Genomic DNA, 20964 nt, shown 5'->3' on the forward strand with positions numbered 1-20964 from the left:
CCCCCCCCCCCCCCCCCCCCCCCCCCCCCCCCCCCCCCCCCCCCCCCCCCCCCCCCCCCCCCCCCCCCCCCCCCCCCCCCCCCCCCCCCCCCGCTCCCGGCCCGCACCTCCGGGCCGCCGGACGGTAGTCCGATGGTGGGCGAACTTTCGTATCAAAACGGATCAAACTAGGCTCGCGCCCATGGAGACCACGCCCGATCCGTCCGTCGGACCCGTGCCGCACCGGGTGCCCGAGATCTCCTCGCTGGGCCTGGACACCCTGGTCACCGAGGTCGCCGAGCGGCTGCAGTCGGCCGCCGTGGTCACCGAGCGGATGCAGCGGTTGCTGGCGACCGTGGTCTCGATCGGCGCCGGGCTCGACCTGCACGCGACGCTGCACCGGATCGCCTCCGGCGCCGCCGAGCTGGTGGACGCCCGCTACGCGGCGCTCGGCGTGATAGCGCCGGGTCGGCAGGGCCTGGCCGACTTCATCCACGTCGGCATCGACGACGGGACGGCCGCCGAGATCGGGGACCTGCCGTCCGGGCGCGGCATCCTCGGCGCGCTGATCGACCGCCCCGAACCGCTCCGGCTGGCCGACCTGGCCGAGGACCCGCGCTCGACCGGTTTCCCGCCGCACCACCCGCCGATGAGCTCCTTCCTCGGTGAGCCGATCCGGGTCCGCGACGAGGTCTTCGGCAACCTCTACCTGACCGAGAAGCAGGGCGGCGGCGGCTTCACGCCCGAGGACGCCCAGGTGGTGCACGCGCTGGCGGCGGCGGCCGGGGTCGCCATCGAGAACGCCCGGCTCTACGAGGAGGGCCGCCGCCGGGAACGCTGGATCGCGGGTGCGGCGGCGCTGACCACCGCGCTGCTCTCCACCGACGACGCGCAGAGCGCGCTCGCGGTGGCGGCCGAGCAGGTTCGCGAGCTGGCGGACGCGGCGCTCGGGATGATCATGCTGCCCACCGCCGACGGCGGCCTGCGGGTCTCGCACGCCTCGGGCGAGGCGGCCGAGTACGTCACCGGCGAGCTGATCCCCGGCACCGGCTACGCGGCCCGGCTGCGCGGGGGCGAGAGCGTCTTCATCGACGACCTGTCCGCCGATCCGGCGCTGGTGATGCGGCAGGCGCGGAGTTTCGGCCCGTCGATGGCGGTGCCGATGGTGGCGTCCGGCCGGGTATTGGGCGGGCTCACGGTCTGGCGCCGGCGCGGGGCACAGCCGTTCAGCGAGACGGAGAAGCAGCTCGCGCAGGCCTTCGCCGCGCAGGCGGCGCTGGCCCTGCGACTCGCCGAGGGCCAGCGCGACCAGCAGCGGCTGGCGGTCTTCCAGGATCGCGACCGGATCGCCCGGGACCTGCACGACCTGGTGATCCAGCGGCTCTTCGCGACCGGGATGCTCATGGAGGGCGCGGCCCGGCGGTCCGAGAAGCCCGAGGTGGTGGCGCGGATCGGCACGGCGGTGGACGAGCTGGACGCCACCATCCAGGAGGTTCGCACCACCATCTACGCGCTCCAGCACGACGACCACGGCGACGAGCCGGACACCCTGCGGACCAGGGTGTTGCGCGAGGGCAGCCAGGCGGCGGCCGCGCTCGGCTTCAAGCCGTCGATGAGCTTCGTGGGGCCGGTGGAGAACCTGGTCGGCGATGCCACCGCTCGTCAACTGCTGGCCGCACTGCGGGAGATGCTCGCCAACACGGCCCGGCACGCGCGGGCCTCCCGGGTCGGGGTGGAGGTCGACGCCACGGTGCACCTGGACGACCGGGGGTACCCGGTGTCGGGTGTGCCGTCGGGCTCGGAGGTGTCGCCGGACGACCCGGAGCCGCCGGAGCGGGGCGGGCGGCCGGGGGTACTGCTGACCGTCACCGACGACGGCGTGGGCATGCCGGCCGGCGGGCGGCGCAGCGGGCTGGCCAACCTGCGCCGCCGGGCCGAGAACCTCGGCGGCGCCGCCTGGCACGAGCCGGGGCCCGGCCGGCGTGGGACCCGGGTCCACTGGTCGGCCCGGTTGTGAGCGGTCGAGCCCTTCCGTGAGCGGTTGAGCTCTTCCGGCCCGGGCGTCAGAGGCGGGCCAGCGCGGCGAAGAAGGCGGCGTCCAGCGGGTGTTGCCAGGAGGCGGCGACCACCGTGCAGTCGGCCCAGCCGAATTGGGCGTCGGCGACCCGCGGATCGCTCCAGTGGTGCCGCAGCGCGGTCACCGGGGTGCCGCCGATCAGCACGGTTTCGGTGAACTCGGCGACCCGGCGCACCTGTTCGGGGCGGTCGCCGTGGGCGAGCAGCCGCAGCAGGGCGGTGTCACGGTGGTCGGGGGCCCGGGTCTGGGGGAGCACGATGACCGGTGGGACCCGCCGCCGGCGGCCGGGGCGCCGGGTGCCGGGCAGGTAGGAGTGCAGCACGCTCTGCGACTGCCGGTCGGAGGCGAAGCCGGCGCCGGAGAAGATCATCATGCCCCGCCGGCCCGGCCAGCCGGGGAGACCGAGCGTCGGCAGGTCGGTCGGGGTCCAGAGGCCCTCGAGGCCGCTGCCGCCGTCCGGGTCGCCGTCCGGTCTGCCGTCCGGTTCGTCTTCCTCGCGCATCGCTTCCTCCCGCTCCGGTTGGTTGCCCAACTCGCCTTTGCTGATGGGTTGTTGGGCAGCATTGGGTGGTCCTGGCGGTCTTCCCGACGAGGGTGGCCCGGCGCCCGGAGTCGCGGCCAGGGGCGGACGGCTCCGGGCGTCGGGCGGATGCGCGGGCGTGACCGCGGCCGCGCGATCAGCGGCCGATCAGGGACATGAGGACCACGAACGCGATGAGCAGCACGGCCAACCCGGCCGAGCGCGGGTTGCCGAAGTTGACCGTCCAGCCGACCCCGAACCGCTTGGGCACGAAGACCGCGCCGTCCTGACGGTTGACGTAGAAGAGCCCGCCGGCCCGCCAGAGGCGGTCGTCGTCCTGGTGCACCTCGTCGCTCTCCTTCGGCTCCGTGGTCCCCGGGGTCGGGCGGGCCGGGAGCCGGCTGCCGTTCCGGCCGGTCCGGACCGCGACGCCGATCACCAGGGTCAGGCCGACCGTCACGGGTGCGAGCACCGGGAGCAGGGTGAGCGTCCGGTCGCCGTTCCAGATCTGCCAGGCCGCGGCCAGGAACGACAGGTTGGCGCAGGCGGTGAGCAGCAGCACCGAGATCGCCGTCCGCCGGATGAAGCCGCGGTGCTGGTGGGCGGTGATGCCGGGGCGGGCCGGGTCCAGGTCGGCGCGGGACCGGAACGCGAACCAGGTCACCGCCAGCAGCAGCCCGAGCGTCGCGGCCTGGGCGAAGACCGGCGCGAAGGCCGTACCGACCGACGTCGCGGCGAAGCGGTCGGCGTGACCGGGGCCGTTGAAGTGCATCGGCAGGCGGTCCGGCAGCGAGGGGTAGCGGGCGATCCCGAGCGCCGTGCCGATCGCCAGGACGAGTGCGGCCGGTGCCGCCCAGGGCCACGGGAAGGGCTCCGGGCGGGTGCGCAGCGTGGTGTCCGTGACCACGGCCTGCCGCAGCCCGCGGTACCAGTCCTCCCGCTGCTTCACCGCGCGGATCGCCCGGTTGGCCCGTAGGTAGCCGGCGAGGCAGACCGCGACCGCGGCGAGCGGCCCCACCGTGCGCAGCACGGTGCCGGTGGCCACGGCGGACAGCGCCAGCGCGAGCGGCACCAGCGCGGCGCCGCCGAGCGTCACCCATCGGCGGTACGCCCGACGCTGCTCGGCGATCACCGGCGCCGCCGCGTGGGCGGCCGGCACCCGGACCCCGAACGCCAGGGTCGGCCCGCTGAGCGAGGGCGCCAGCCAGGCAGGCAGCAGGACCAGCAGTGGAAGCACTCCATTGATCAGTAACAGCCCGGTCGTCATGCCGGTTCTCCCCCTCGGTCTCGCACTTCCCGGTCGGGCGGCCGCACTCCGAACGAGTCGACCGTTCCCTGGCAGGCCGTCAGGACGGCCTTGGCATCGAGGCCCTGGGCCGTCGCCTCGGCCAGCAGGGTGCGCAGGCGGGCCGACCACTCGTCGGCGAACCCCGGTCCCGGTGGCCCGGAGGCGGGGGCGCGCTGGACCACCGCCCCGCTCTTGCGGTTGAGCAGCAGGAGCCCTTCCTGGCGCAACAGGTCGTAGGCCTTGTTGACGGTGTGGAAGTTGATGCCGAGGTCCCCGGCGAGCTGCCGGGTGGACGGCAGCGGACTGCCCTCGGCGAGCACCCCCGTGGCGATCGCCTCCACGACCCGGTCCCGGATCTGCTGGTAGATCGGGACCTGGCTGGTCAGGTCGAGGCTGAGGATCACGGCGGCTCCTACTGTCTGTCTGCTCTATTACTTATAGAACAGACAGGTGGGCACTGGCAAGAACTCCCGCCGCCCCGGCGTCGAGTCCGCCCGCCACCTCGCCTGCTCCGAGTCCGCCCACCACCTCGCCGTCCGTGGGACCTGCCGCCGGGGGATGCGTTCGGGGCGCCGCCTGATAGGGATGGGGTGTGCGATTCGACGCTGTCCCGATGCCGACGACCATCCAGAGCAGGCCCCGCGACCCGCGTGGCTACCCCGTGCCCGCGATCACCCCGTGGGAGGAGGGTGAGCCGCGGTTCGCGCTCACTGATTACGGGCGGAGCGCCGACTGCGCGCGGGGGAGACTCTGCTCTGTCTGCAACACCTTGATGCCCAAGGGGCCGGTGTGGCGGGTGGTGGGTGCGGCCGAGAGCACCGCGATCGGCGAGGCGCTGGCTGCCGGGCGGCCCTACCGCAACCTCGCGCCGACCCTGGAGGGGCCGGGCCACCGGGCTTGCATGCTCTACGCCTCGATGGTGTGCCCCTACCTGGCCCGGCCGAACGCCCGGCGCGGGATGTCGGCCGCGCAGCCGGACGAGCTGACCGCGCACGTGGCCCGGGGCGCGGTCCGCGGTGCGCTGGGCGCGGTGGTGGGCTTCGGCGACTACGAGTTCGCGGTCACCGACACCCGGGTGCTGTTCCGGTTCCTCGACGTGGTGGAGTTCCTGCCGCACGACACGGCGTACGCGCACCTGGACGAACTGCGGGCCGAACTCGAGCGGCTCGGCCGGGCGCCCGGTCAGTCTGCCGACTGACGGTGCGCCCGGCCGAGCCGCTCGGTGTGCTGTCCGTCCGGCCAGCTGGCCGCTGGCCGCTGGCCGCTGGTCCGGTGTCCGCCGGATCAGCCCCGGTAGGCGGGCAGGCCGGTGGAGGTCGAGACCTGGGTCGGCGCGGCGGAGCCGTTGGCCGGGAGGGTCGAGATGCCGTGCGGGGTCCGGACGGCGATCGTCTTGCCGTCGGGGGACCAGGCCGGCTCAGTGTAGTCCGTGGTCGCGTTCGGGGTGAGGTCCTTGGCGGCCTGCCCCGAGCTGTGCAGGCCCTGCTCGAAGAGGTGGTCGTGGCCATCGACGGAACGGACGAAGACGACCTCGCTGCCGTCGGGCGACAGCGCGGGCTCGGAGCCCGGGGTCAGCACACCGCCCTGCTGGCGCAGGTAGTCGTCCCGGATGTAGACGTCGCCGTTGGTGTTCTGGTAGACGCTGCTGCCCTCGGCCGCCTCGCCGCCGCCGTTCACCCAGGAGTTCCCGTTGACCGGGTTCGGCTCCGGGACGTCGGAGGAGTACGCGCCCAGCGGCAGCTGGGTCGGGCCGGCGTTGACACTGGTGGCCGGCACGGTCATCAGGACGGCGGCCGCGCCCTGGCCGGACACGAAGAAGATGTTGTTCTTGGCGGGCAGGCGGTCCGACGAGTCGGCCGGCGCGACCTGCCAGGTCGGGTGGGACCAGGCCTGACCGCCGGGGTTCTTGGCCACGGTCACCCGGCCGCTGCCGTTCGGGTTGGCGATGTCCAGGTTGCCCGAGCCGTCGATGAAGGCCGCCTTGCTGCCGTCCGGCGACCAGGCCAGGTCACGGACGATGGTGCCGAAGTTCACCGAGGTGCCGTTCATCAGCACGTACTGGGTGCCGTTGCTGATGGTCAGTGAGCTGCCCCCGGTGCCGTTCGCGGGCGTGCTGGGCGCGGGGGCGGAGGAGGTGGGCGTGCTGCTCGGCTTGCCGCCGGAGGCGCCGCCCGAGGAGCCGTTACCGGTCGGCTTGGTGCCGGCGCTGCTGGGAGCGCCGGTCGGCTGGGCCGGGGCGGTCGGCACGGTGGAGGGCTGGGCGGACACCGGCACCGGAGCGGTGCTGGCGGCGGCGCTCGGCGCGCCGGACGGGACGGCCGAGGCGCTGCTGCCGGCGCCGGCCGAGGCGGTCGGGGTGTCCGGACCGCAGGCGGTCAGCAGCAGGGCGGTGCCGGTGGTCAGTGCAGCGGTGAGTGCGATGGCGGTTGCGGTGTTGCGGCGGCGACGGATGGCCATGAGTCTTTCCCCCGGATGTGGCGGACCTGATTCGAATGTGCTCGCTGCGAGCCGCCCTGCCGTCCCCCGGTTCGGTGCGCCCGTTCTGGCTGCCTGCCGCTCTGTGCGATGAGAGAAGCCTGTCAGCATGAGATCCGTAATCTGTTCGTCTGGCGTCACGACGGTGTAACCGGCCCCGGAGGCCGTCCCCTCGGGGCGCTATCGGCCAGCCGCCCCGGCAGTGCCGTGGTCACCGGCGCTACCTGCCCTGTTCCGTCATCTCGCCTGGCCCCCACAGAAGTTGAACCATCAATCGACGCTAACGGGAGAGAACTTCCGGGCCAACAGACCTCCCACGCCGGTATCGGCCCTATCGGTGTCCGGCTCCGGCCACCTAGCGTGGGGCCGTTGGAACGCGAGCACAGGATCTCTACGCGGTGGTCACGGGTCCCTCGCCGTGCGACGCCGCGTGGAATCGGACGGGAGACGGCAGTGGGCCGAATGGCCGGGGGCAAGCGGGCGCCGACGGCATTCGTGGCGGGTTCCAGACCGAACGGGCGGCCAACGGGCGCTACCAGTGGCAGCTCAAGGCGCCGAACGGCCGGATTGTCGCGGTCTCCTCGGCGGTCTACGAGCGTCGACCGAGGCCGCCCGCAGCTTTGACGAATTGCGCCGTTCGGCAGCTGAGTTGACGGCACGGATCACCCACGTCCGAGACGGCATCGGCTGGATCTGGGTGGTCCCGGGCCCACGCGGGCTGCCCGACGCCCGCTCCAACCGCGCCTACGAGCGGTACGCGACCTGCCAGAACGCCTTCCGTCGCTTCGTCGCCCTCTTGGGGCGCCAGCCGGAACACGACCCCGACGGTCGCGGTCAACGGTGGCCCGCCACTCGCCATGCTCCCCTTGCCGTCCCTTCCCCTTCCCTCTCCCAGCCGCCCTCTCCCATCTCCGCGCCCAGCCCCACCACCGCCCCGCCGGACGTCGGTCCTGCCACCCCCGCCGGGCCGGCTGGAGCCTCCTCACTGAGAACGTCCGACGATGTCTGACCCACGCGCGCCGCAGCGCGGGCCCCGGTTGCTCGCCGTCCAGGGGGCGGACCGCAAGGTCGGCTGGTCGCTCGCGGCCGGCGACGGCCGCCGGCTTGCGGTCTCCGCGCGGTTCTGTCGCGGCGAACTCGAACTGGTCGCCGCACTCCGTGAGTTGCTGATCGAACGGGGGTCCCTCCGTTACACGCTGAGCCAGGATCAGGGCCGTACCTGGCGCTGGTCCGCCTACCTCCCCCCGCGTAGCACCCGGCCGGGCCCGGCGATCGACGAGTCTCGCCGTGTCCGCCGTCGTGATAGCCGCCGCCCTCGCCGTCCCCGGTCTCGGTGGCACGGCCTTCGCCGCCGTTTCGGCTTCGACTGCTACCACCACCACTGCGCCGACCGGCAGTCTGGTGCTGCAGGAGGATGGCGCCTTCCTCCAGCAGTCACTCTCGGCCGGCATCGTCGCGATCGCGCTTCCTGGTGCGACCACGGGCTACAGCAGCAGCACCGGCTTCTCCGCGAGCTTCCCGGTGACCGGCGGCTCGGCGGACGTCCCCGGGTACTACGGAAACATCCAGGTGGGGGGAAACCTCCTGCTGGTGAGTGCCAGGACCGGGCGGACCGTGGTGTTCGCCAAGCTGGCCTTCAGTGTCGACAACTGGGCGATCACCGGTGTGCCGCTGGGTGGGACGACTCCGGTGAACCTGCTGGACCCGGTCGGCAACATCAACATCGCGGTCAGTGGGAAGACCCAGACCATGCAGGCCTCCGACCTGGAGGTGGACCCGCAAGGCGCGCAGTACGCCGACGCTCAGCTGAACACCTCCTTCCTCGTGGCCGGCCAGCACGCCGGGACCGCTTCGCTGACCTTCACCGCCGGCAGCTGACCCCGGCCCGGCCCTACCGGGACCAGCTGCCCCACCCCGGGCCCACCATCTGAGTGGGCCCGGTCGCGTTTCGCCGCGTACCGGCCGCCGAGTGCTCGGTCACCCAGACCCGGTACGCTGCTTCCCGCTCGCTGGTCGCCGACTTCGCAGGCCGACCGGTGAACCGTGTGTCGTCACCCCGGCGCCCCGCTGGGTGTCCCAACTCCCCTGCCGGAAAAGGCCTCCAGCGCCGCAAATGACCTCGTTGCGGGGGGCCCGGTGGCCTCGGGGGGTGATCCCCCGTGCGTGGAGCCGCAGGGGCGGAGCAGCGCGTAGTAGGCGAAGGGCGGGCCCAGCAGGCGCGTGACATGCATCCCCGCGGCGTTCGCCCGACGCGCCAGCGTGCTGCGCCTGATCTGGTGCCGGTCGAAGAACTCACCCACCACCACTCGTCCCTCGGGGCGCACCACCCGGCGCAGCTCGGCCAGTGCCACCCCGGGATCGGGGATCTCGCCCAGCGCGGTCACCAGGTAGGCGGCATCGAAGACCTCGTCCGGGAAGGGCAACGCGTGCGCGTCCGCGCAGGTCGGCACGATGGTGTCGATCCCCAGCCGCCCGGCTCGGAGCATCACGTGGTCCAGCATCTCCTGCTGGATGTCCACGATGTCGAGCCGCCCGCCCGGGCCCAGCCGGGGAGCGATCCGGAGCGACTGCAGTCCCGTACCCGGGCCGATCTCCAACACCCGCTGACCGGGACGGAGTTCCAGCAGGCACTCCAGGCGCTGCTGGGTGAGGAACGGCAGCCGCAGGTCGAGCAGGCGGCGCTGCGCGTACGGATAGGGCGCCGAGTCCAGCGCCCACCAGGACCAGGCCGCCGCGCCGAGGGCGGTGGCGGCCAGGCCACGGCGGAGGCCGGGGCTGTGCAGAGCGTGTCGAGCGTTCATGGTGAGTCCGCCCTCGAAATCATTGCTGACTACCAGTCAGCGAGCTGATCTGGAGCTGCTGGTGCTCCACTGACGAACACCAGCATCGGCCCGCCGGGTCGGCTGGTCATTCCCCCAGGGGCCCGTCTTCGTAGTGGTGTTGGCTCCACCCCAAAGACGGGACCTCGCTGGGTGGTTCGACTACGGCTGACCCGTCTACGGTGCCGACATGAGTACCGGCGGAAGGCCGCGGCGGCGTTCGGCGGGTGGCGGCGGCGCCGCACTCCCGGCCGGTCGTCCGTGCGGCCGACCGGCGCGCGGCTCGCCGAACGCGAGTGGGGATCGGTCGCTTGGGCCGCACTCCCCGGCGGGGCCCGGTTGGGGCCTCGTACACCTGGCTGGCCGTCAGAGGTCATGTGCTCATGGACGAATGGGGTCACGGGAATCCGTGGATCCATTCGCGCGACCGTCACCCCACCATTCGCTCGTTCGGCGGTCCGGCTGTGCTCCTGCTGAGCGGTCCGGCTGCCGGAGGTCGGCTGGTGGCCCGCCTGCGCAGGACGGTCGGCGGCGGCTGAACGCCCCGCGCGCGGCGCGATGGCCGCGCCCCGGCCGCTGCCCCCGCGCCACAGGAGAAGCCCACCCCGTCCGAGCCGGAGAGCCGATCACCCATGAAACCTGAGCAGCCTGTGCCGCCCGCCGAGCCCGGAGCCGGAGCCGACCCTGGACCCGGACGTCTGCCCGGTCCTGGTTCCGAACCCTCCGTACCGGAGGGGGGTTCCCTTCTCGCCGGGATCTTTCCTGCCACCAGCACCGCGGTGGACCCCACGGCCGACACCGTCCGCATCCCGGTGCGGGATGCGGCAGGCGCTCCCGCGACCGCCGCTCCCGACGCCGGGCCCGGCTCCCACCTCGGCCGAACCGACGGTGACACCGACGCTGACAGCGACCGCCCGCGAACCCTCACCGCACCCGCCACCGCCGGTGACCGGGTCTTCCGCGGGCTGTTGCGGGCGGCCGGACTCTCGGTCTTCGCGATCACGGGTCTGATCGCCTTCTTCCTGCTGCTCCGCGGTATCGAGGCACTACGGGTCACCCGGTGGTCGTTCCTCACCGAGCAGCGCTGGCGCACCGAGGCGCGCACCTTCGGCATCGCCGCGGTGCTTCCGGACGGTGTGCTGATCGCGGTGGTCGCGCGCTGCTTCGCCGTGCCGGTCTCGCTCACCGCGGCGGTCTTCATCTCGGAGTACGCGCCGGCCCGATTGCGTGGGCCGCTGGTCTCCCTGGTGGACCTGATGGCCGCGATCCCGAGCATCGTGTACGGGCTGTGGGGGTTCTTCTTCCTGCAACCGCGAATCGTCGGCCTGGTCAGCTGGTTGGCGCTCCACCTGGGCGGTGTCGTCCCGTTCTTCAAGGTGACCACCGGTGACATCGGGACCTCCTACACCTCCTCGACCTTCATCGCCGGGCTGGTGGTGGCCCTGATGATCACGCCGATCATCACCTCGCTCAGCCGTGAGGTGTTCTCCAGGCGCCGCAGGGCGAGCGCGAGGGGCGTACGCGCTGGGCGGCACCAGGTGGGGGATGGTCCGCACGGTGGTGCTGCCGTTCAGCCGGGGCGGGATGATCGGCGCGGTGATGCTGGGTTTCGGGCGGGCGATGGGGGAGACCATCGCCGTCGCGGTGATCATCTCTCCGGCCTTCAGGATCACCGGTCATGTGCTGGAGAACGGCGCCAACTCGATCTCCGCCCTGATCGCGCTGCGCTTCAGTGCGTCGGACGGCCTCTCGCTCTCCGCGCTGATGGCCGCCGGCCTGGTGCTCTTCGGGCTCACCCTGCTGGTGAACGTGCTGGCGGGCGTGGTGGTCGGCCGCTCCCGCTCCGGCGCCGCGACGGCGGACTGACCATGACCGGACCGACCATGACCGCCCCTCCCATGCCGGCCAACCCGTCAGCCCCCGCCGCGCAACCCGCGCCCGGCCCCTCCGCATCACCACCCCGCTGGTCCGACTCCGAAGGGAAGCCCCGATGACCACCCTGGACCTGCCCGCGGCGGTGCCGGCGCTGGGCCCGGCCGCGCCACCGGAGCACCGCCGGCGCCTCGGCGGTGTCACCGGCCCGGAGGTCGCCATCCTGGTCGGCGCGGCGGTCGGCTCGCTGGCGTTGGACTGGCTGCTCTACGAGCGGCTGCTGCCGCTCAGCGGCGCGCAGGGCTTCCTGTTCTGCTGGTACCTGCTCTTCCTGGCCTTCTGCTACGCGCTCGGCAGCCTGCAGTGGGACCGGCTGACCGTGCGGGAGCGGCTGGTCACAGTAGTGGCCTGGAGCGCCGGGTTGCTGCTGGTCGTGCTGATCGTCGAGCAGCTCGTCTTCGTGACGATGCGCGGGCTGCCCGCCGTCACCCACGGCAACTTCTTCACCCAGACCATGAAGCACACCTCGGCGCTCTCGCCGACCCCCTCCGGTGGGGTGCTGCACGCCGTGGTCGGCTCGCTCGAACAGCCCGGCCTGGCCACCCTGTTCGCGGTGCCGCTGGGGATCGCCACGGCGGTCTTCCTCTCCGAGGTCGGCGGCCGGACGGCCCGCCCGGTCCGGACCCTGGTGGAGGCGATGACCGCGCTGCCGTCCATGGTGGCCGGGCTCTTCGTGCTCGGGGTGGTGATCCTGACCCTGGGCGTCGAGTCGAGCGGCTTCGCCGCCTCGCTGGCGCTCACCGTGATGATGACGCCGATCGTCACCCGCGCCGCCGAGGTGGTGATCCGGCTGGTTCCGGGAACGCTGCGGGAGGCCTCCTACGCGCTCGGCGGCAGTCAGTGGCGCACGGTCTGGAACGTCGTGCTGCCCACCGCCCGCCCGGGGCTGGCGACCGCGGTGATCCTGGGCGTGGCGCGCGGGGTCGGCGAGACCTCGCCGGTGCTGCTCACGGCCGGCTTCACCGCCCGGTTGAACGCCGACCCGTTCACTGGTCACCAGGTCAGTCTGCCGCGCTACGTCTGGAACTACGTCCGGCAGCCCTACCCGGACGTGATCGCGCGTGGTTCCGCCGCCGGGCTGACCCTGATGGCGCTGGTGCTGGTCCTCTTCGTGGCCGCCCGGCTGCTCGGTGGCCGCCGGCCGGGCGAGTTGACCCGGCGCCAGCGTCGCGCGATCAGCCGGCAGGAGGGCGGCAGATGAGACCCGCCGGCCCGCTCACGTCCGCGGCAACGCCGCCACCCGCCCCTCGTATCGGAGGAACCGCCATGCCCTGGGCCCCCGCCCGCCGTCGCCGGGCCCTGCGTGCCCTCGTCCTGCTGCTGGCCTTTCCGGTCCTGCTGCTGGCCGGGCCGCAGGCGGTCGCGGACACCTCGCTGAGCGCCGACGGTTCGTCGTGGGCGGGACCGGCGCTCGACAAGTGGCGCACCGACGTCTCGACCCAGGGCATCCAGATCGACTTCCGTCCGATCGGCTCGGCCGCCGCGTGGCCCCGGCCACCGCAGGGACACCGCGCTGCCCGGTCAGCAGGGGACAGCGGTGCTGTTCGGGCGTGGCACGGCGTTCGGCGCGCCGTTCGGGCGGCTCGCCGCGCTGTGGTTGGGCGACAAGATCTACGCCACCACCGGCCAGGGCAGGTTCAGTTACACCGTCAACGCGTACGGGGACGGGAGCCATCCGATCCGTGACCCGGCGGCTCCGGCCCGGCTGGTGCTGACCACCAGCGACTCGGGCTGGATCCCCACCGGCACGTGCTGGTCGGCGCGCGGCTGGACGGCCCGGCCCAGGACAACCCGTACGGCCGGCCGGCCCTGCTCCCGGCCGACCACGCGTTGGCGGTGGACGCCGGCGCGCTGGCCGCGCTCGAGCTCTGGGCGCTCGCGCTGTTCGGCGCGGTGCTGGCGGCGACGGTCGCGGCCCGTAGTCGGCAGCGACGGGCGGCGTACTTGGCGTCGGTCCCGGTGGTCGCCGCGCTGCTCTGGGCGGTCTACGAGAACGCCGCCGCGCTGCTGCCGAACCTCTATTGACGTCCGCTGTCGACGTCCGCCCCCTCGTGGGTCCGTTCGTTCGCATGGCGGGCCGTCCGCTTGGATGCCCGCCCGCCCGCCCGCTCGCATGCCGGCCCGCCGATGCCGCCGCGCCCGCACCGCCCGTACCAGTGCCCGGAAGGACCGCCGATGACCAGCCACCCGCACGACCAGCCCGCCGCCGCCGACGAGCCCGAGGTCCCCGCTGCCAGCACCGTCACCCTGCCGCTGCCGCTGCCGCTGCCGCTGCCGGTCCAGCCGACCGCCGCGGACCCCGCGGCCGGGAGGTTGGGGCAGCCGGGGCGAGCGATCCGGGGGCCGCCCGGCTGGCCGGCCTGGTGACCCGGGACGTCTCCGCGTGGTTCGGCGCCCGCAAGGTGCTCGACCGGGTCTCGCTCACCATGGCGGCCGGTGAGGTGACCGCGCTGATCGGGCCGTCCGGCTGCGGCAAGTCCACCTTCCTGTGGACCCTGAACCGGATGCACGAGATGGTGCGCGGCGCCCAACTCGCCGGTGAGGTCCTGCTGGACGGGGAGGACGTCTACGCGCACGGCCGCCGCCCGGCCGAGGTGCGGCGCCGGATCGGGATGGTCTGCCAACGGCCCAACCCGTTCCCCGCGATGTCGGTCGCGGACAACGTGGCCAGCGGCCTCAAGCTGGCCGGGATCCGGGTCTCCCGCGAGCACCGCGAGCACCGCGAGCACCTGGTGGAGAGCAGCCTGCGGCGCGCGGGTCTGTGGCACGAGGTCAGTGGCCGGCTGCACACCCCCGGTGGCGCGCTCTCCGGCGGTCAGCAGCAACGGCTGTGCATCGCCCGCTCGTTGGCCGTCTCGCCGGACGTGCTGCTGATGGATGAGCCCTGTTCGGCGCTGGATCCGACCTCGACCCGCCGGATGGAGGAGACCATCGCCGAGCTGCGCGGGCGGCTCACCGTGGTCATCGTCACCCACAACATACGGCAGGCACAGCGGGTTTAACAGTCCTGCGCGTTCTTCCTGGCGAGTCACGACACGCCGGGCCGGATCGTCGAGGCCGGTCCGACCGAGCGGCTCTTCACCGACCCGGTCGACCACCGCACCGCCGACTACGTCAACGGCCGCTTCGGCTGACGGGGTTGGGTCGGGAGGCGTGAGGAGGAGGGAAGTGTGAGGAGGGTAGAAGGACAGTAGGTGGCGGAGGCGCTCAGCCGGCCCGGCGGCCGATCAGATCCTCGATCACCCGGGCCACGCCGTCGTCGTCGTTGCTGACGGTGTGCTGGGCGACCGCGGCGAGGACCTCGGGGTGGGCGTTGGCGACGGCGTACCCGGTACCGGCCCAGGCCAGCATCTCCAGGTCGTTGGGCATGTCGCCGAAGGCGACCACCGCACTGCGGTCGATGCCCTGCTCGGCGCACCACCGGGCCAGCGTGCTGGCCTTGGTGACACCCGGCGCGCTGATCTCCAGCAGGGATATCGGACTGGAACGGGTGATCTCGGCCAGCGGGCCGGCCGCGGCACGGGCCTCGCCGAGGAAGCGGTCGGGATCCAGATCGGGGTGCTTGGCCAGCACCTTGTAGGTGTCCTGCACCCGGCCGTCGGTCAGCAGCTCCTCGGCGGGCCCGACCGGGTGGTCCTCCTCGGCTCCCCACATCGGCACCTGGTACTCCGGCTCCCGGGCGAACCCGAGTGGGCACTCGAAGGCGAACGCCGTGCCGGGCAGCCGCTCGCGCAGCAGCCCGATCACCTTGCGAGCCTCCGCGACCGGCAGTGGGAAGCTCTCCAGCGCCACTCGACGCTGGACGTCGAAGACCACGCTGCCGTTGGAGCAGATCGCCACCCCGTGGTCACCGATGTGCGGGCCGAGGTGCTGCATCCAGCGCGGTGGCCGGCCGGTCACGAAGACGACCTGCAGCCCGGTCTCCTCGGCCGCGCCGAGTGCGGCGGCGGTCCGTTCGGACACCATGCCGTCGCGGCACAGCAGGGTGCCGTCGAGGTCGGTGGCGATCAGTCGGGGGCGCGGGGCAGCCTGGGTCACCCATCCATCCTCGCAGGTGCGGTCGGCCAGGTGGACAGGCCCGGAAGCGGGCCCGGAAACAGGCCCGGAAACAGCGCCGGCGGCACGCGGTCAACCCCCGTGTGACCGTGTGCCGCCGGCTGCCGTCTATTTTGTTGGACGGTGCGCTTGAACATACGCTGACCCCACCGGGGGCTGTCAACCGTGGATGAAACAAGGCGGTTCAGTCAGATCCGACATCCATTTGAGTGGATACTGGGATGATTCGAACAGAACCCCCTGGAGCTTCGCGGACGAGGAACGGTGATTCCGATGGCTGAGTCGATGGGCATCCGGCCCGCACCCGGCCGACGCACCCTCGCGGAGAAGCTCGACCACCTCTTCCGGGAGATCCACCCGGCGCACCGCGGACCGTTCAGCTACCACGAGGTCGCGCAGGCGATCAAGCAGCAGGCCGCGCCCGGCGGCCCCACGGTCTCGCACGGCACGCTCCAGCAGATCCGGACCGGGGCCAAGACCAACCCCACGGTCAACACCCTGGAGGCGATCGCGGCCTTCTTCGGCGTCCCGGCGGCCTACTTCCTGGACGACACGGTCGCCGAGCGGGTGGACGAGCGGCTCTGCGAGCTCAAGGCGGACCTCCGGGCCGCCGATCCCGCGCGGATTCCGGGCGCCATGCCCGCCGCGATGGCGGTGGTCCCCCCGACGGCCGTCCCCCCGGCCGCCCCCACGGTCGCCCCAGCGGCCTCCGCGGCTCCCACCGACGAGCTGGCCGACATGCTGGCCGACAGCAACATCCGTGCCGTCGCCTTCCGATTGGCCGGCCTCTCGCCGCGAGCGCTCCAGGGCCTGCGCACCATCGTCGACCAGGTCCGCAAGATCGAGGGTCTGCCCGAGGTGAACCTGGCCCGGCGTGGCCGCCAGCGGGTCGAGCAGCGCGGTGACTAGCGCGGTGAGTAGCGGGGTGGGGGCCGTGGCACCGGCCGTCTAAGCTACTCGTCGATCCGTGACACGCCGGCTACTCCCGTCCACCCGCGGCCGGGCCGTGCGGGCGCGGCGCACCAGGCGACTCCCAGAGGAACAGGGCCTCCATGAAGTGGCGAAGACAGGCGCGCGCCGACCTCGCCGCCTTGGCCGACCGACCGACCGTGCCGCGTCCCTTCGACCTCACCGAGTTCTGCCGCCACATCGCCGACCAGCGTGGCCGCCCGCTGCACCTGGTGCCGGTGGCCAACCCCGGCGAGGTGGACCTGCCGTGCGGGCTCTGGCTCGGCACCGACCGCGCCGACCTGGTGTTCTACGACGCCGCGGCCGAACCCATCCTGAAGACCCAGATCGTCCTGCACGAGATCTCGCACATGCTGCTCGGCCATCTGACGCCCGACGTCGGCCCGCTCACCCCGGCCCCCGACGCCGCCGGGACGCCTGCCGACGCCCCTGCCGAAACCACTGCGCCCGCTCACGACCCGAAGGCCGCGCTGGCCGTGGCCGCCGACCGGGTCGCCGACCAGGAGCTCGGCCTGGCCACCGACCGGGTGCTCGCCCTGCTCGCCCGCGACGGCTACAGCAGCCGTCAGGAGAGCGAGGCCGAGGCGCTGGCCACCCTGATCCTGGAGCGCGTCACCCGGGCCACCGCCCCGTACCCGGACGCCCGGGACTCCGCCGACGTACTGGCCCGCCTCGACGACGCCTTCGGGCACCCGGTGCGCAGCTCGTGACACCCGCCAAGCTCGCCGTCATCGTCATGCTCTGGGTGGTCACCTGCTGGCGCCTGCCCGCCGCCGTCCGGACCCCGCGCCAGCGCTCGCTGTGGACCGCGTTCGCCGGGCTCACGGTCGCGATCACCCTCGGCCTGCCCGCGCTGACCGCCTGGATCGACCGGGTCAGCCACGTCCACAACCTGACCGTGCCGATCAAGCACGTGGTCGGCATCATCGCCTGCGGTGCGGTGCTGACCTTCGTCGCCGACATCTCCCGGCCCGAGCTGGCGGCCCGGCTGCGCGCACCGTTGCGGACCGCCGTGCTCGTCGCCTCGGCGGGGCTGGCAGGAACGTTCAGTCTGCTGCACCAGCCGACCGAGGTCACCGACTTCTACCTGGCCTACCCAGGCTCCGTCCCGGCCGCCTGCTACGCGCTGATCTTCACCGGCTACCTGGGCGGCTCGATGCTGGTCGCCAGCTGGCTCTTCTGGACGTACGGGACCAGGGCCGGGGTCGGCTGGCTGGGCGTCGGCCTGCGGATCCTGGGCGCCGGCACCGCGGCCGGCGTGGTCTACGCGGTGCTGCGGCTCTGCCAGGTGGTGCTGCACCTCTTCGACCGGCCGATGTTCGTGGGCTCCGCCGTCCTCTACGGCATCGAGTGGTCGGCCATCGCGCTGATCGTGGTCGGCAACTCGGTCCCCGCGGTCGGCGTGGCGTGGCGCGGGCTGCGCGACCGGCGCACCGCCCGGCGGCTCGGCGGGCTGTGGACCTCGCTCACCGGAGCCGTGCCCGAGGTGGTGCTGACCGCGGAACTCGGCCGCGGGCCGCGGGTGCGGCTGCACCGGTTGGTGATCGAGATCCGGGACGCCGAGCTGGTGCTCGCCCCGCACGCCCCCGACGGGCTGCGCGAGCGGGCCCGGCAAGCGGCAGCGCGGACCGGGCTGAGCGGTGAGCCGCTGGACGCGATGACCGAAGCGCTCTGGCTGCGAGCGGCCCGGTCCGACCGGCTGGCCGGCCGGGCGCCGGTCGGCGTGCCCGCGCAGCCGGCCGCGGGCGGGTTCGCGGAACTCGACTTCGAGACCGAGACCCGCCGGCTGTGCCGCCTCGCGGAGGCCTACCGCTCGCCCACCGCCGACGCCTTCGCCCACACCCATGCTCACGCCGAACCCCAGGACATCCCGTGACCACCGCCCCCACCCGTCCCACGCCCGCCGTCGCCGTCGAGTCCCGGCCGGCCCGGCTGATCACCGACGGTCTGGAGCCGAAGAACTGGATCATCGCGGTCACCCTGCTGGTGGGCTGGCACGCGGGCCGGCTGCCAGGGGTGGCCTGGGGCGTCGAGGCCGCGCTGTTCTCCGGGGTGATCCCGATCCTGCTGATCAAGGCCGGCGAGCGGCGCGGGCACTGGGGTGACCGGCACGTCCGGCGGCGGCAGGACCGGCTGGTGGTGATACCGCTGATCATGGCCTCGGTGCTGTGCGGGATGTCGCTGATGCTGATCTGCCACGCCCCTGCGGCACTGGTCGCGCTGGTCGCCGCGATGCTGGCCGCGCTGGCCGCGATCCTGGCGATCACCACGTTCTGGAAGGTCAGCGTGCACACGGCGGTCTCCTCGGGCGCCGTCGTGATCCTGGCACTGAGTTACGGGCCGTGGCTGCTCGCGCTGTACCCGCTGGTCGCGGTGGTCGGCTGGTCCCGGGTGAAGCTGCGGGACCACACCCTCGGCCAGGTCCTGGTCGGCACGGCGCTCGGGGCCGCCGTGGCGGGGGCCACCTTCGTGGCCCTGCGCTGATCCCGGAGACGGGGGTCAGTCCTCCAGGTGCGCGAAGCCGACCTCGAAGTGATCGACACTGATGATCTGCTGCTGCTCGCGCGCCGCGCTCTCGGCACGGATCTGGGCAGCCTTCGCCTCACTGGCCCACATGGACTCCTCGTCCTTCCACAGGCTCAGCACGATCTCCCGGCCGCTGGCCCGGTCCGTCAGGAAGTAGGCGCCGCAGAACCCGGGCAACTGCCGCACCTGGCGCAGCGCTGGCGCGCTGCCCTCGGCCAGATCGACGTGCGGGGGGATGGGGCCGCTCTGGTAGGTGCTCAACCGTGCGTACATCACGGCCACCTCCTAGATCCACCGCCGGTCCGGCAACCGGCTGCTCCTTCCAGCGTCGCGCGCCCGGCCGTTCGCGCGACACGAGCGGCATCCCGGAGCGGAACCAGGGCCCGTCCGCGGGCGACCACCGGGCGGTCGTCGCCCGCGGACGGCGGCGGGCGCTCAGCCCAGCTGGGCCAGGCCCTCGGTGGCGATCCGTTCGAAGACCGCGAGGTCGTTCTCGAAGATCGAGTCGGGGACCGGCCAGTGGATCACCAGTTCGGTGATGCCGAGCTCCCGGTAGGTGCCGGCCCAGTCGACGAAGGCGTCCAGCGAGGCCAGCGGCCGCTCCGCGGTCGAGCCCTGCAGCAGGACCTTCTCCAGCTCGGCGACGTCCCGGCCGCGCTGCTCGCAGGCGGTCCGCAGCTTCGCCAGCTGCCCGGCGACCACGGCCGGCGCCTGGTCGGCCGGCACGTCCGCCGGGCCGCGCGGGTCGCCGTACGTCACCCAGCCCTGCCCGTACTCGGCCACCAGCCGCAGCCCGCGCGGGCCGGTCGCCGCCACGTAGAACGGCACCCGCGGCCGCTGCACGCAGCCCGGGATGTTCCGCGCCTCGACGGCCTCGTAGTACTCGCCCTCCCGGGTGGTCGCGGGCTGGCTGAGCAGCTCGTCCAGCAGCGGCAGGAACTCCCCGAACCGGTTCGCCCGCTCCTTCGGCGACCAGGCCTGCTGGCCCATCGCGGTCGCGTCGTACCCGGTGCCGCCGGCCCCGATCCCGACCGTCAGCCGGCCGCCGGAGACGTCGTCGAGGGTGATCAGCTCCTTGGCCAGGGTCACCGGGTGCCGGAAGTTCGGCGAGGTCACCAGGGTACCCAAACGCATACTCTCCGTAGCCATCGCTGCGGCGGTCAGCGTGGGGACGGCTCCGAACCACGGCGCGTCCCGGAATGACCGCCACGACAGGTGGTCGTACGTGTATGCAGCGTGGAAGCCGAGTTCTTCGGCCCGCCGCCAGATCTTCTGCCCCTCGGCCCACCGGTGGATGGGGAGGATCACCGCACTCAGACGCATACCGCCGACCCTATGCCGTGAAAGCCCGACGAAGCCGAGACATACCGCAGTATGCTTGCCCCATGGCAGCTACCACCCGGATCACGGTCACCCTGCCCACTGAGCAGGTGGCCGAGTTGAAGAAGCTCACGGACAACGTCTCCGGCTACGTCGCCGAGGCGGTCGCCCGGCAGATCAGACACCAGTTGCTCGGCGAGGAACTGCGCCGCTACGAAGAGGAGCACGGTGCGTTCACGGAGGAGGAGCTCGCCGCCGCACACGCGAGGATCTTCCGCTCGACCGAGCCCGAGAACACGGCTGACGCCGCGTGAGCGAGCGCATCGAGACCGTCGTACTGGACTCCCAAGGAGCGTCCGCCTGGATCTCGCAGGACCGTAGCGTGATTGCGATGATCCGCTCCTTCCACTCCATGGCGGCCGATCTGGTGGTCTGCGCCAACACCATCGTGGAGGTCATGCACGCACGGGTGAACACTCCTCGGCTGAACTGGGTGCTCTCGCAGGTCAAGATCGAGGCGGTCACCGAACAGGCCGCACGAGCCTCGGCCGAGTTGCTGAAGCAGGCCGGCCTGCACGGCCACAAGTACGCGATCGACGCGACCGTCGCCGAGATGGCGCTGCGCCAGCCGGGACCGGTGGCCATGCTCACCTCGGACGTCGACGACATGGCCAAGCTCTGCGGCACTCGTGTCCGACTCATCGCGATCTGAGCCAGCGAGGCCCGGACGCTCCTGACGAGCGTTCCCGCAGTTCAGGCTGCGATAGGTGAACGAGGCTTGACCGAGGTCACCAGCGTCCCGAGCCGCAGCCGCTCGGTCGCCGTCGCGGCGGCGGTCAGGGTCGGGATCGCCCCGAACCACGGCTCGTCGCGGAAGGACCGCCAGGACAGGTGGTCGTAGGTGTACGCGACGTGGAACCCGAGGTCCTCGGCCCGCTGCCAGATCTTCTGTCCCTCGTTCCACCGGTGTATCGGGAGGATCACTGTGCTCAGACGCATGCTC

Annotated in this window: 21 protein-coding genes and 3 pseudogenes; 15 read left to right on the top strand and 9 right to left on the bottom strand. The window is 72.8% G+C overall.

Annotated elements, in window-relative coordinates; genetic code table 11:
• Positions 1–181: 181 nt before the first annotated feature.
• The gene (locus tag ACZ38L_RS23150) at positions 182–1996 is read left to right on the top strand and encodes a GAF domain-containing sensor histidine kinase (protein ID WP_465696597.1); all 1815 of its coding nucleotides are present in this window, start codon (positions 182–184) and stop codon (positions 1994–1996) included.
• A 46-nt stretch (positions 1997–2042) separates the two neighbouring features.
• Here the strand turns inward: ACZ38L_RS23150 and ACZ38L_RS23155 are convergent, their stop codons facing one another.
• The 3 genes from ACZ38L_RS23155 to ACZ38L_RS23165 all read right to left on the bottom strand — a co-directional run bounded on the left by ACZ38L_RS23155 (position 2043) and on the right by ACZ38L_RS23165 (position 4268).
• Complete coding sequence (locus ACZ38L_RS23155; RefSeq protein WP_465696599.1) at positions 2043–2558, bottom strand: hypothetical protein; 516 nt, start codon at positions 2556–2558, stop codon at positions 2043–2045.
• A 175-nt stretch (positions 2559–2733) separates the two neighbouring features.
• The gene (locus ACZ38L_RS23160; RefSeq protein ID WP_465696601.1) at positions 2734–3843 is read right to left on the bottom strand and encodes a DUF1648 domain-containing protein; all 1110 of its coding nucleotides are present in this window, start codon (positions 3841–3843) and stop codon (positions 2734–2736) included.
• Complete coding sequence (locus ACZ38L_RS23165) at positions 3840–4268, bottom strand: GntR family transcriptional regulator (protein ID WP_465696604.1); 429 nt, start codon at positions 4266–4268, stop codon at positions 3840–3842. Before ACZ38L_RS23165 ends, ACZ38L_RS23160 begins: the two co-directional genes overlap by 4 nt.
• A 209-nt stretch (positions 4269–4477) precedes the next feature.
• Between ACZ38L_RS23165 and ACZ38L_RS23170 the strand changes: the two genes are divergently transcribed.
• Positions 4478–5062, top strand: a complete 585-nt coding sequence (locus ACZ38L_RS23170; RefSeq protein ID WP_465696606.1) for a hypothetical protein — start codon at positions 4478–4480, stop codon at positions 5060–5062.
• An 86-nt stretch (positions 5063–5148) separates the two neighbouring features.
• Here ACZ38L_RS23170 and ACZ38L_RS23175 read toward each other — a convergent pair whose 3' ends face one another.
• A complete protein-coding gene (locus tag ACZ38L_RS23175; RefSeq protein WP_465696608.1) occupies positions 5149–6321 on the bottom strand; it encodes a TolB family protein in 1173 nt (390 codons plus the stop codon).
• Between the two features lie 1305 nt (positions 6322–7626).
• Between ACZ38L_RS23175 and ACZ38L_RS23180 the strand changes: the two genes are divergently transcribed.
• Positions 7627–8217 (top strand): hypothetical protein, encoded by a 591-nt coding sequence (locus tag ACZ38L_RS23180; RefSeq protein ID WP_465696610.1) that lies wholly within the window; start codon positions 7627–7629, stop codon positions 8215–8217.
• 173 nt (positions 8218–8390) lie between these two features.
• Here the strand turns inward: ACZ38L_RS23180 and ACZ38L_RS23185 are convergent, their stop codons facing one another.
• Positions 8391–9140: a class I SAM-dependent methyltransferase gene (locus tag ACZ38L_RS23185; protein ID WP_465696612.1), complete on the bottom strand. Its 750-nt coding sequence runs from the start codon at positions 9138–9140 to the stop codon at positions 8391–8393.
• 1563 nt (positions 9141–10703) lie between these two features.
• Between ACZ38L_RS23185 and ACZ38L_RS23190 the strand changes: the two genes are divergently transcribed.
• The 6 genes and pseudogenes from ACZ38L_RS23190 to ACZ38L_RS23215 all read left to right on the top strand — a co-directional run bounded on the left by ACZ38L_RS23190 (position 10704) and on the right by ACZ38L_RS23215 (position 14224).
• Entirely contained in the window at positions 10704–11024 is a 321-nt protein-coding gene (locus ACZ38L_RS23190; RefSeq protein ID WP_465696615.1) for a hypothetical protein, read from the top strand.
• A 124-nt stretch (positions 11025–11148) separates the two neighbouring features.
• The gene (gene pstA / locus ACZ38L_RS23195) at positions 11149–12291 is read left to right on the top strand and encodes a phosphate ABC transporter permease PstA (RefSeq protein WP_465696617.1); all 1143 of its coding nucleotides are present in this window, start codon (positions 11149–11151) and stop codon (positions 12289–12291) included.
• Positions 12292–12603: 312 nt separating this feature from the next.
• Positions 12604–12693 (top strand): annotated as a pseudogene (locus ACZ38L_RS23200) (hypothetical protein); the annotation flags it as partial.
• A gap of 146 nt (positions 12694–12839) precedes the next feature.
• Positions 12840–13115 (top strand): hypothetical protein, encoded by a 276-nt coding sequence (locus ACZ38L_RS23205; RefSeq protein ID WP_465696619.1) that lies wholly within the window; start codon positions 12840–12842, stop codon positions 13113–13115.
• 150 nt (positions 13116–13265) lie between these two features.
• Complete coding sequence (locus ACZ38L_RS23210; protein WP_465696726.1) at positions 13266–13457, top strand: hypothetical protein; 192 nt, start codon at positions 13266–13268, stop codon at positions 13455–13457.
• Positions 13442–14224 (top strand): annotated as a pseudogene (locus ACZ38L_RS23215) (phosphate ABC transporter ATP-binding protein). Before ACZ38L_RS23210 ends, ACZ38L_RS23215 begins: the two are co-directional and overlap by 16 nt.
• 73 nt (positions 14225–14297) lie before the next feature.
• On the opposite strand, the gene ACZ38L_RS23220 reads toward ACZ38L_RS23215, so the two are convergent.
• Positions 14298–15128 carry an HAD family hydrolase gene (locus tag ACZ38L_RS23220; protein ID WP_465696621.1) on the bottom strand — a complete coding sequence of 277 codons (831 nt, stop codon included), beginning with the start codon at positions 15126–15128 and terminating at the stop codon, positions 14298–14300.
• Positions 15129–15419: 291 nt separating this feature from the next.
• Here ACZ38L_RS23220 and ACZ38L_RS23225 point away from each other — a divergent pair, with 291 nt between their 5' ends.
• From ACZ38L_RS23225 to ACZ38L_RS23240, 4 genes are all read left to right on the top strand, one after another.
• Positions 15420–16055 carry a helix-turn-helix domain-containing protein gene (locus ACZ38L_RS23225; RefSeq protein ID WP_465696623.1) on the top strand — a complete coding sequence of 212 codons (636 nt, stop codon included), beginning with the start codon at positions 15420–15422 and terminating at the stop codon, positions 16053–16055.
• A gap of 143 nt (positions 16056–16198) precedes the next feature.
• Positions 16199–16825 (top strand): hypothetical protein, encoded by a 627-nt coding sequence (locus ACZ38L_RS23230; RefSeq protein ID WP_465696625.1) that lies wholly within the window; start codon positions 16199–16201, stop codon positions 16823–16825.
• Positions 16822–17991 (top strand): MAB_1171c family putative transporter, encoded by a 1170-nt coding sequence (locus tag ACZ38L_RS23235; protein ID WP_465696627.1) that lies wholly within the window; start codon positions 16822–16824, stop codon positions 17989–17991. Before ACZ38L_RS23230 ends, ACZ38L_RS23235 begins: the two co-directional genes overlap by 4 nt.
• Complete coding sequence (locus tag ACZ38L_RS23240) at positions 17988–18599, top strand: hypothetical protein (protein ID WP_465696629.1); 612 nt, start codon at positions 17988–17990, stop codon at positions 18597–18599. The genes ACZ38L_RS23235 and ACZ38L_RS23240 overlap by 4 nt, the downstream gene beginning before the upstream one ends.
• Positions 18600–18614: 15 nt before the next feature.
• On the opposite strand, the gene ACZ38L_RS23245 is transcribed toward ACZ38L_RS23240, so the two are convergent.
• Together ACZ38L_RS23245 and ACZ38L_RS23250 are read right to left on the bottom strand one after the other, a co-directional pair.
• Positions 18615–18914: a hypothetical protein gene (locus ACZ38L_RS23245; protein WP_465696719.1), complete on the bottom strand. Its 300-nt coding sequence runs from the start codon at positions 18912–18914 to the stop codon at positions 18615–18617.
• Positions 18915–19076: 162 nt separating this feature from the next.
• Positions 19077–20033, bottom strand: coding sequence for an LLM class flavin-dependent oxidoreductase (locus ACZ38L_RS23250; protein ID WP_465696721.1), 957 nt, complete (start codon positions 20031–20033; stop codon positions 19077–19079).
• Between ACZ38L_RS23250 and ACZ38L_RS23255 the strand changes: the two genes are divergently transcribed.
• Both ACZ38L_RS23255 and ACZ38L_RS23260 read left to right on the top strand, forming a co-directional pair.
• The gene (locus ACZ38L_RS23255; RefSeq protein WP_465696632.1) at positions 20027–20275 is read left to right on the top strand and encodes a hypothetical protein; all 249 of its coding nucleotides are present in this window, start codon (positions 20027–20029) and stop codon (positions 20273–20275) included. The genes ACZ38L_RS23250 and ACZ38L_RS23255 overlap by 7 nt on opposite strands.
• Positions 20272–20673 (top strand): DNA-binding protein, encoded by a 402-nt coding sequence (locus ACZ38L_RS23260; protein WP_465696634.1) that lies wholly within the window; start codon positions 20272–20274, stop codon positions 20671–20673. The genes ACZ38L_RS23255 and ACZ38L_RS23260 overlap by 4 nt, the downstream gene beginning before the upstream one ends.
• Positions 20674–20723: 50 nt before the next feature.
• On the opposite strand, the pseudogene ACZ38L_RS23265 reads toward ACZ38L_RS23260, so the two are convergent.
• Positions 20724–20960 (bottom strand): annotated as a pseudogene (locus ACZ38L_RS23265) (LLM class flavin-dependent oxidoreductase); the annotation flags it as partial.
• Positions 20961–20964: the final 4 nt, after the last annotated feature.

Source organism: Kitasatospora sp. NPDC024654, from assembly GCF_055559155.1.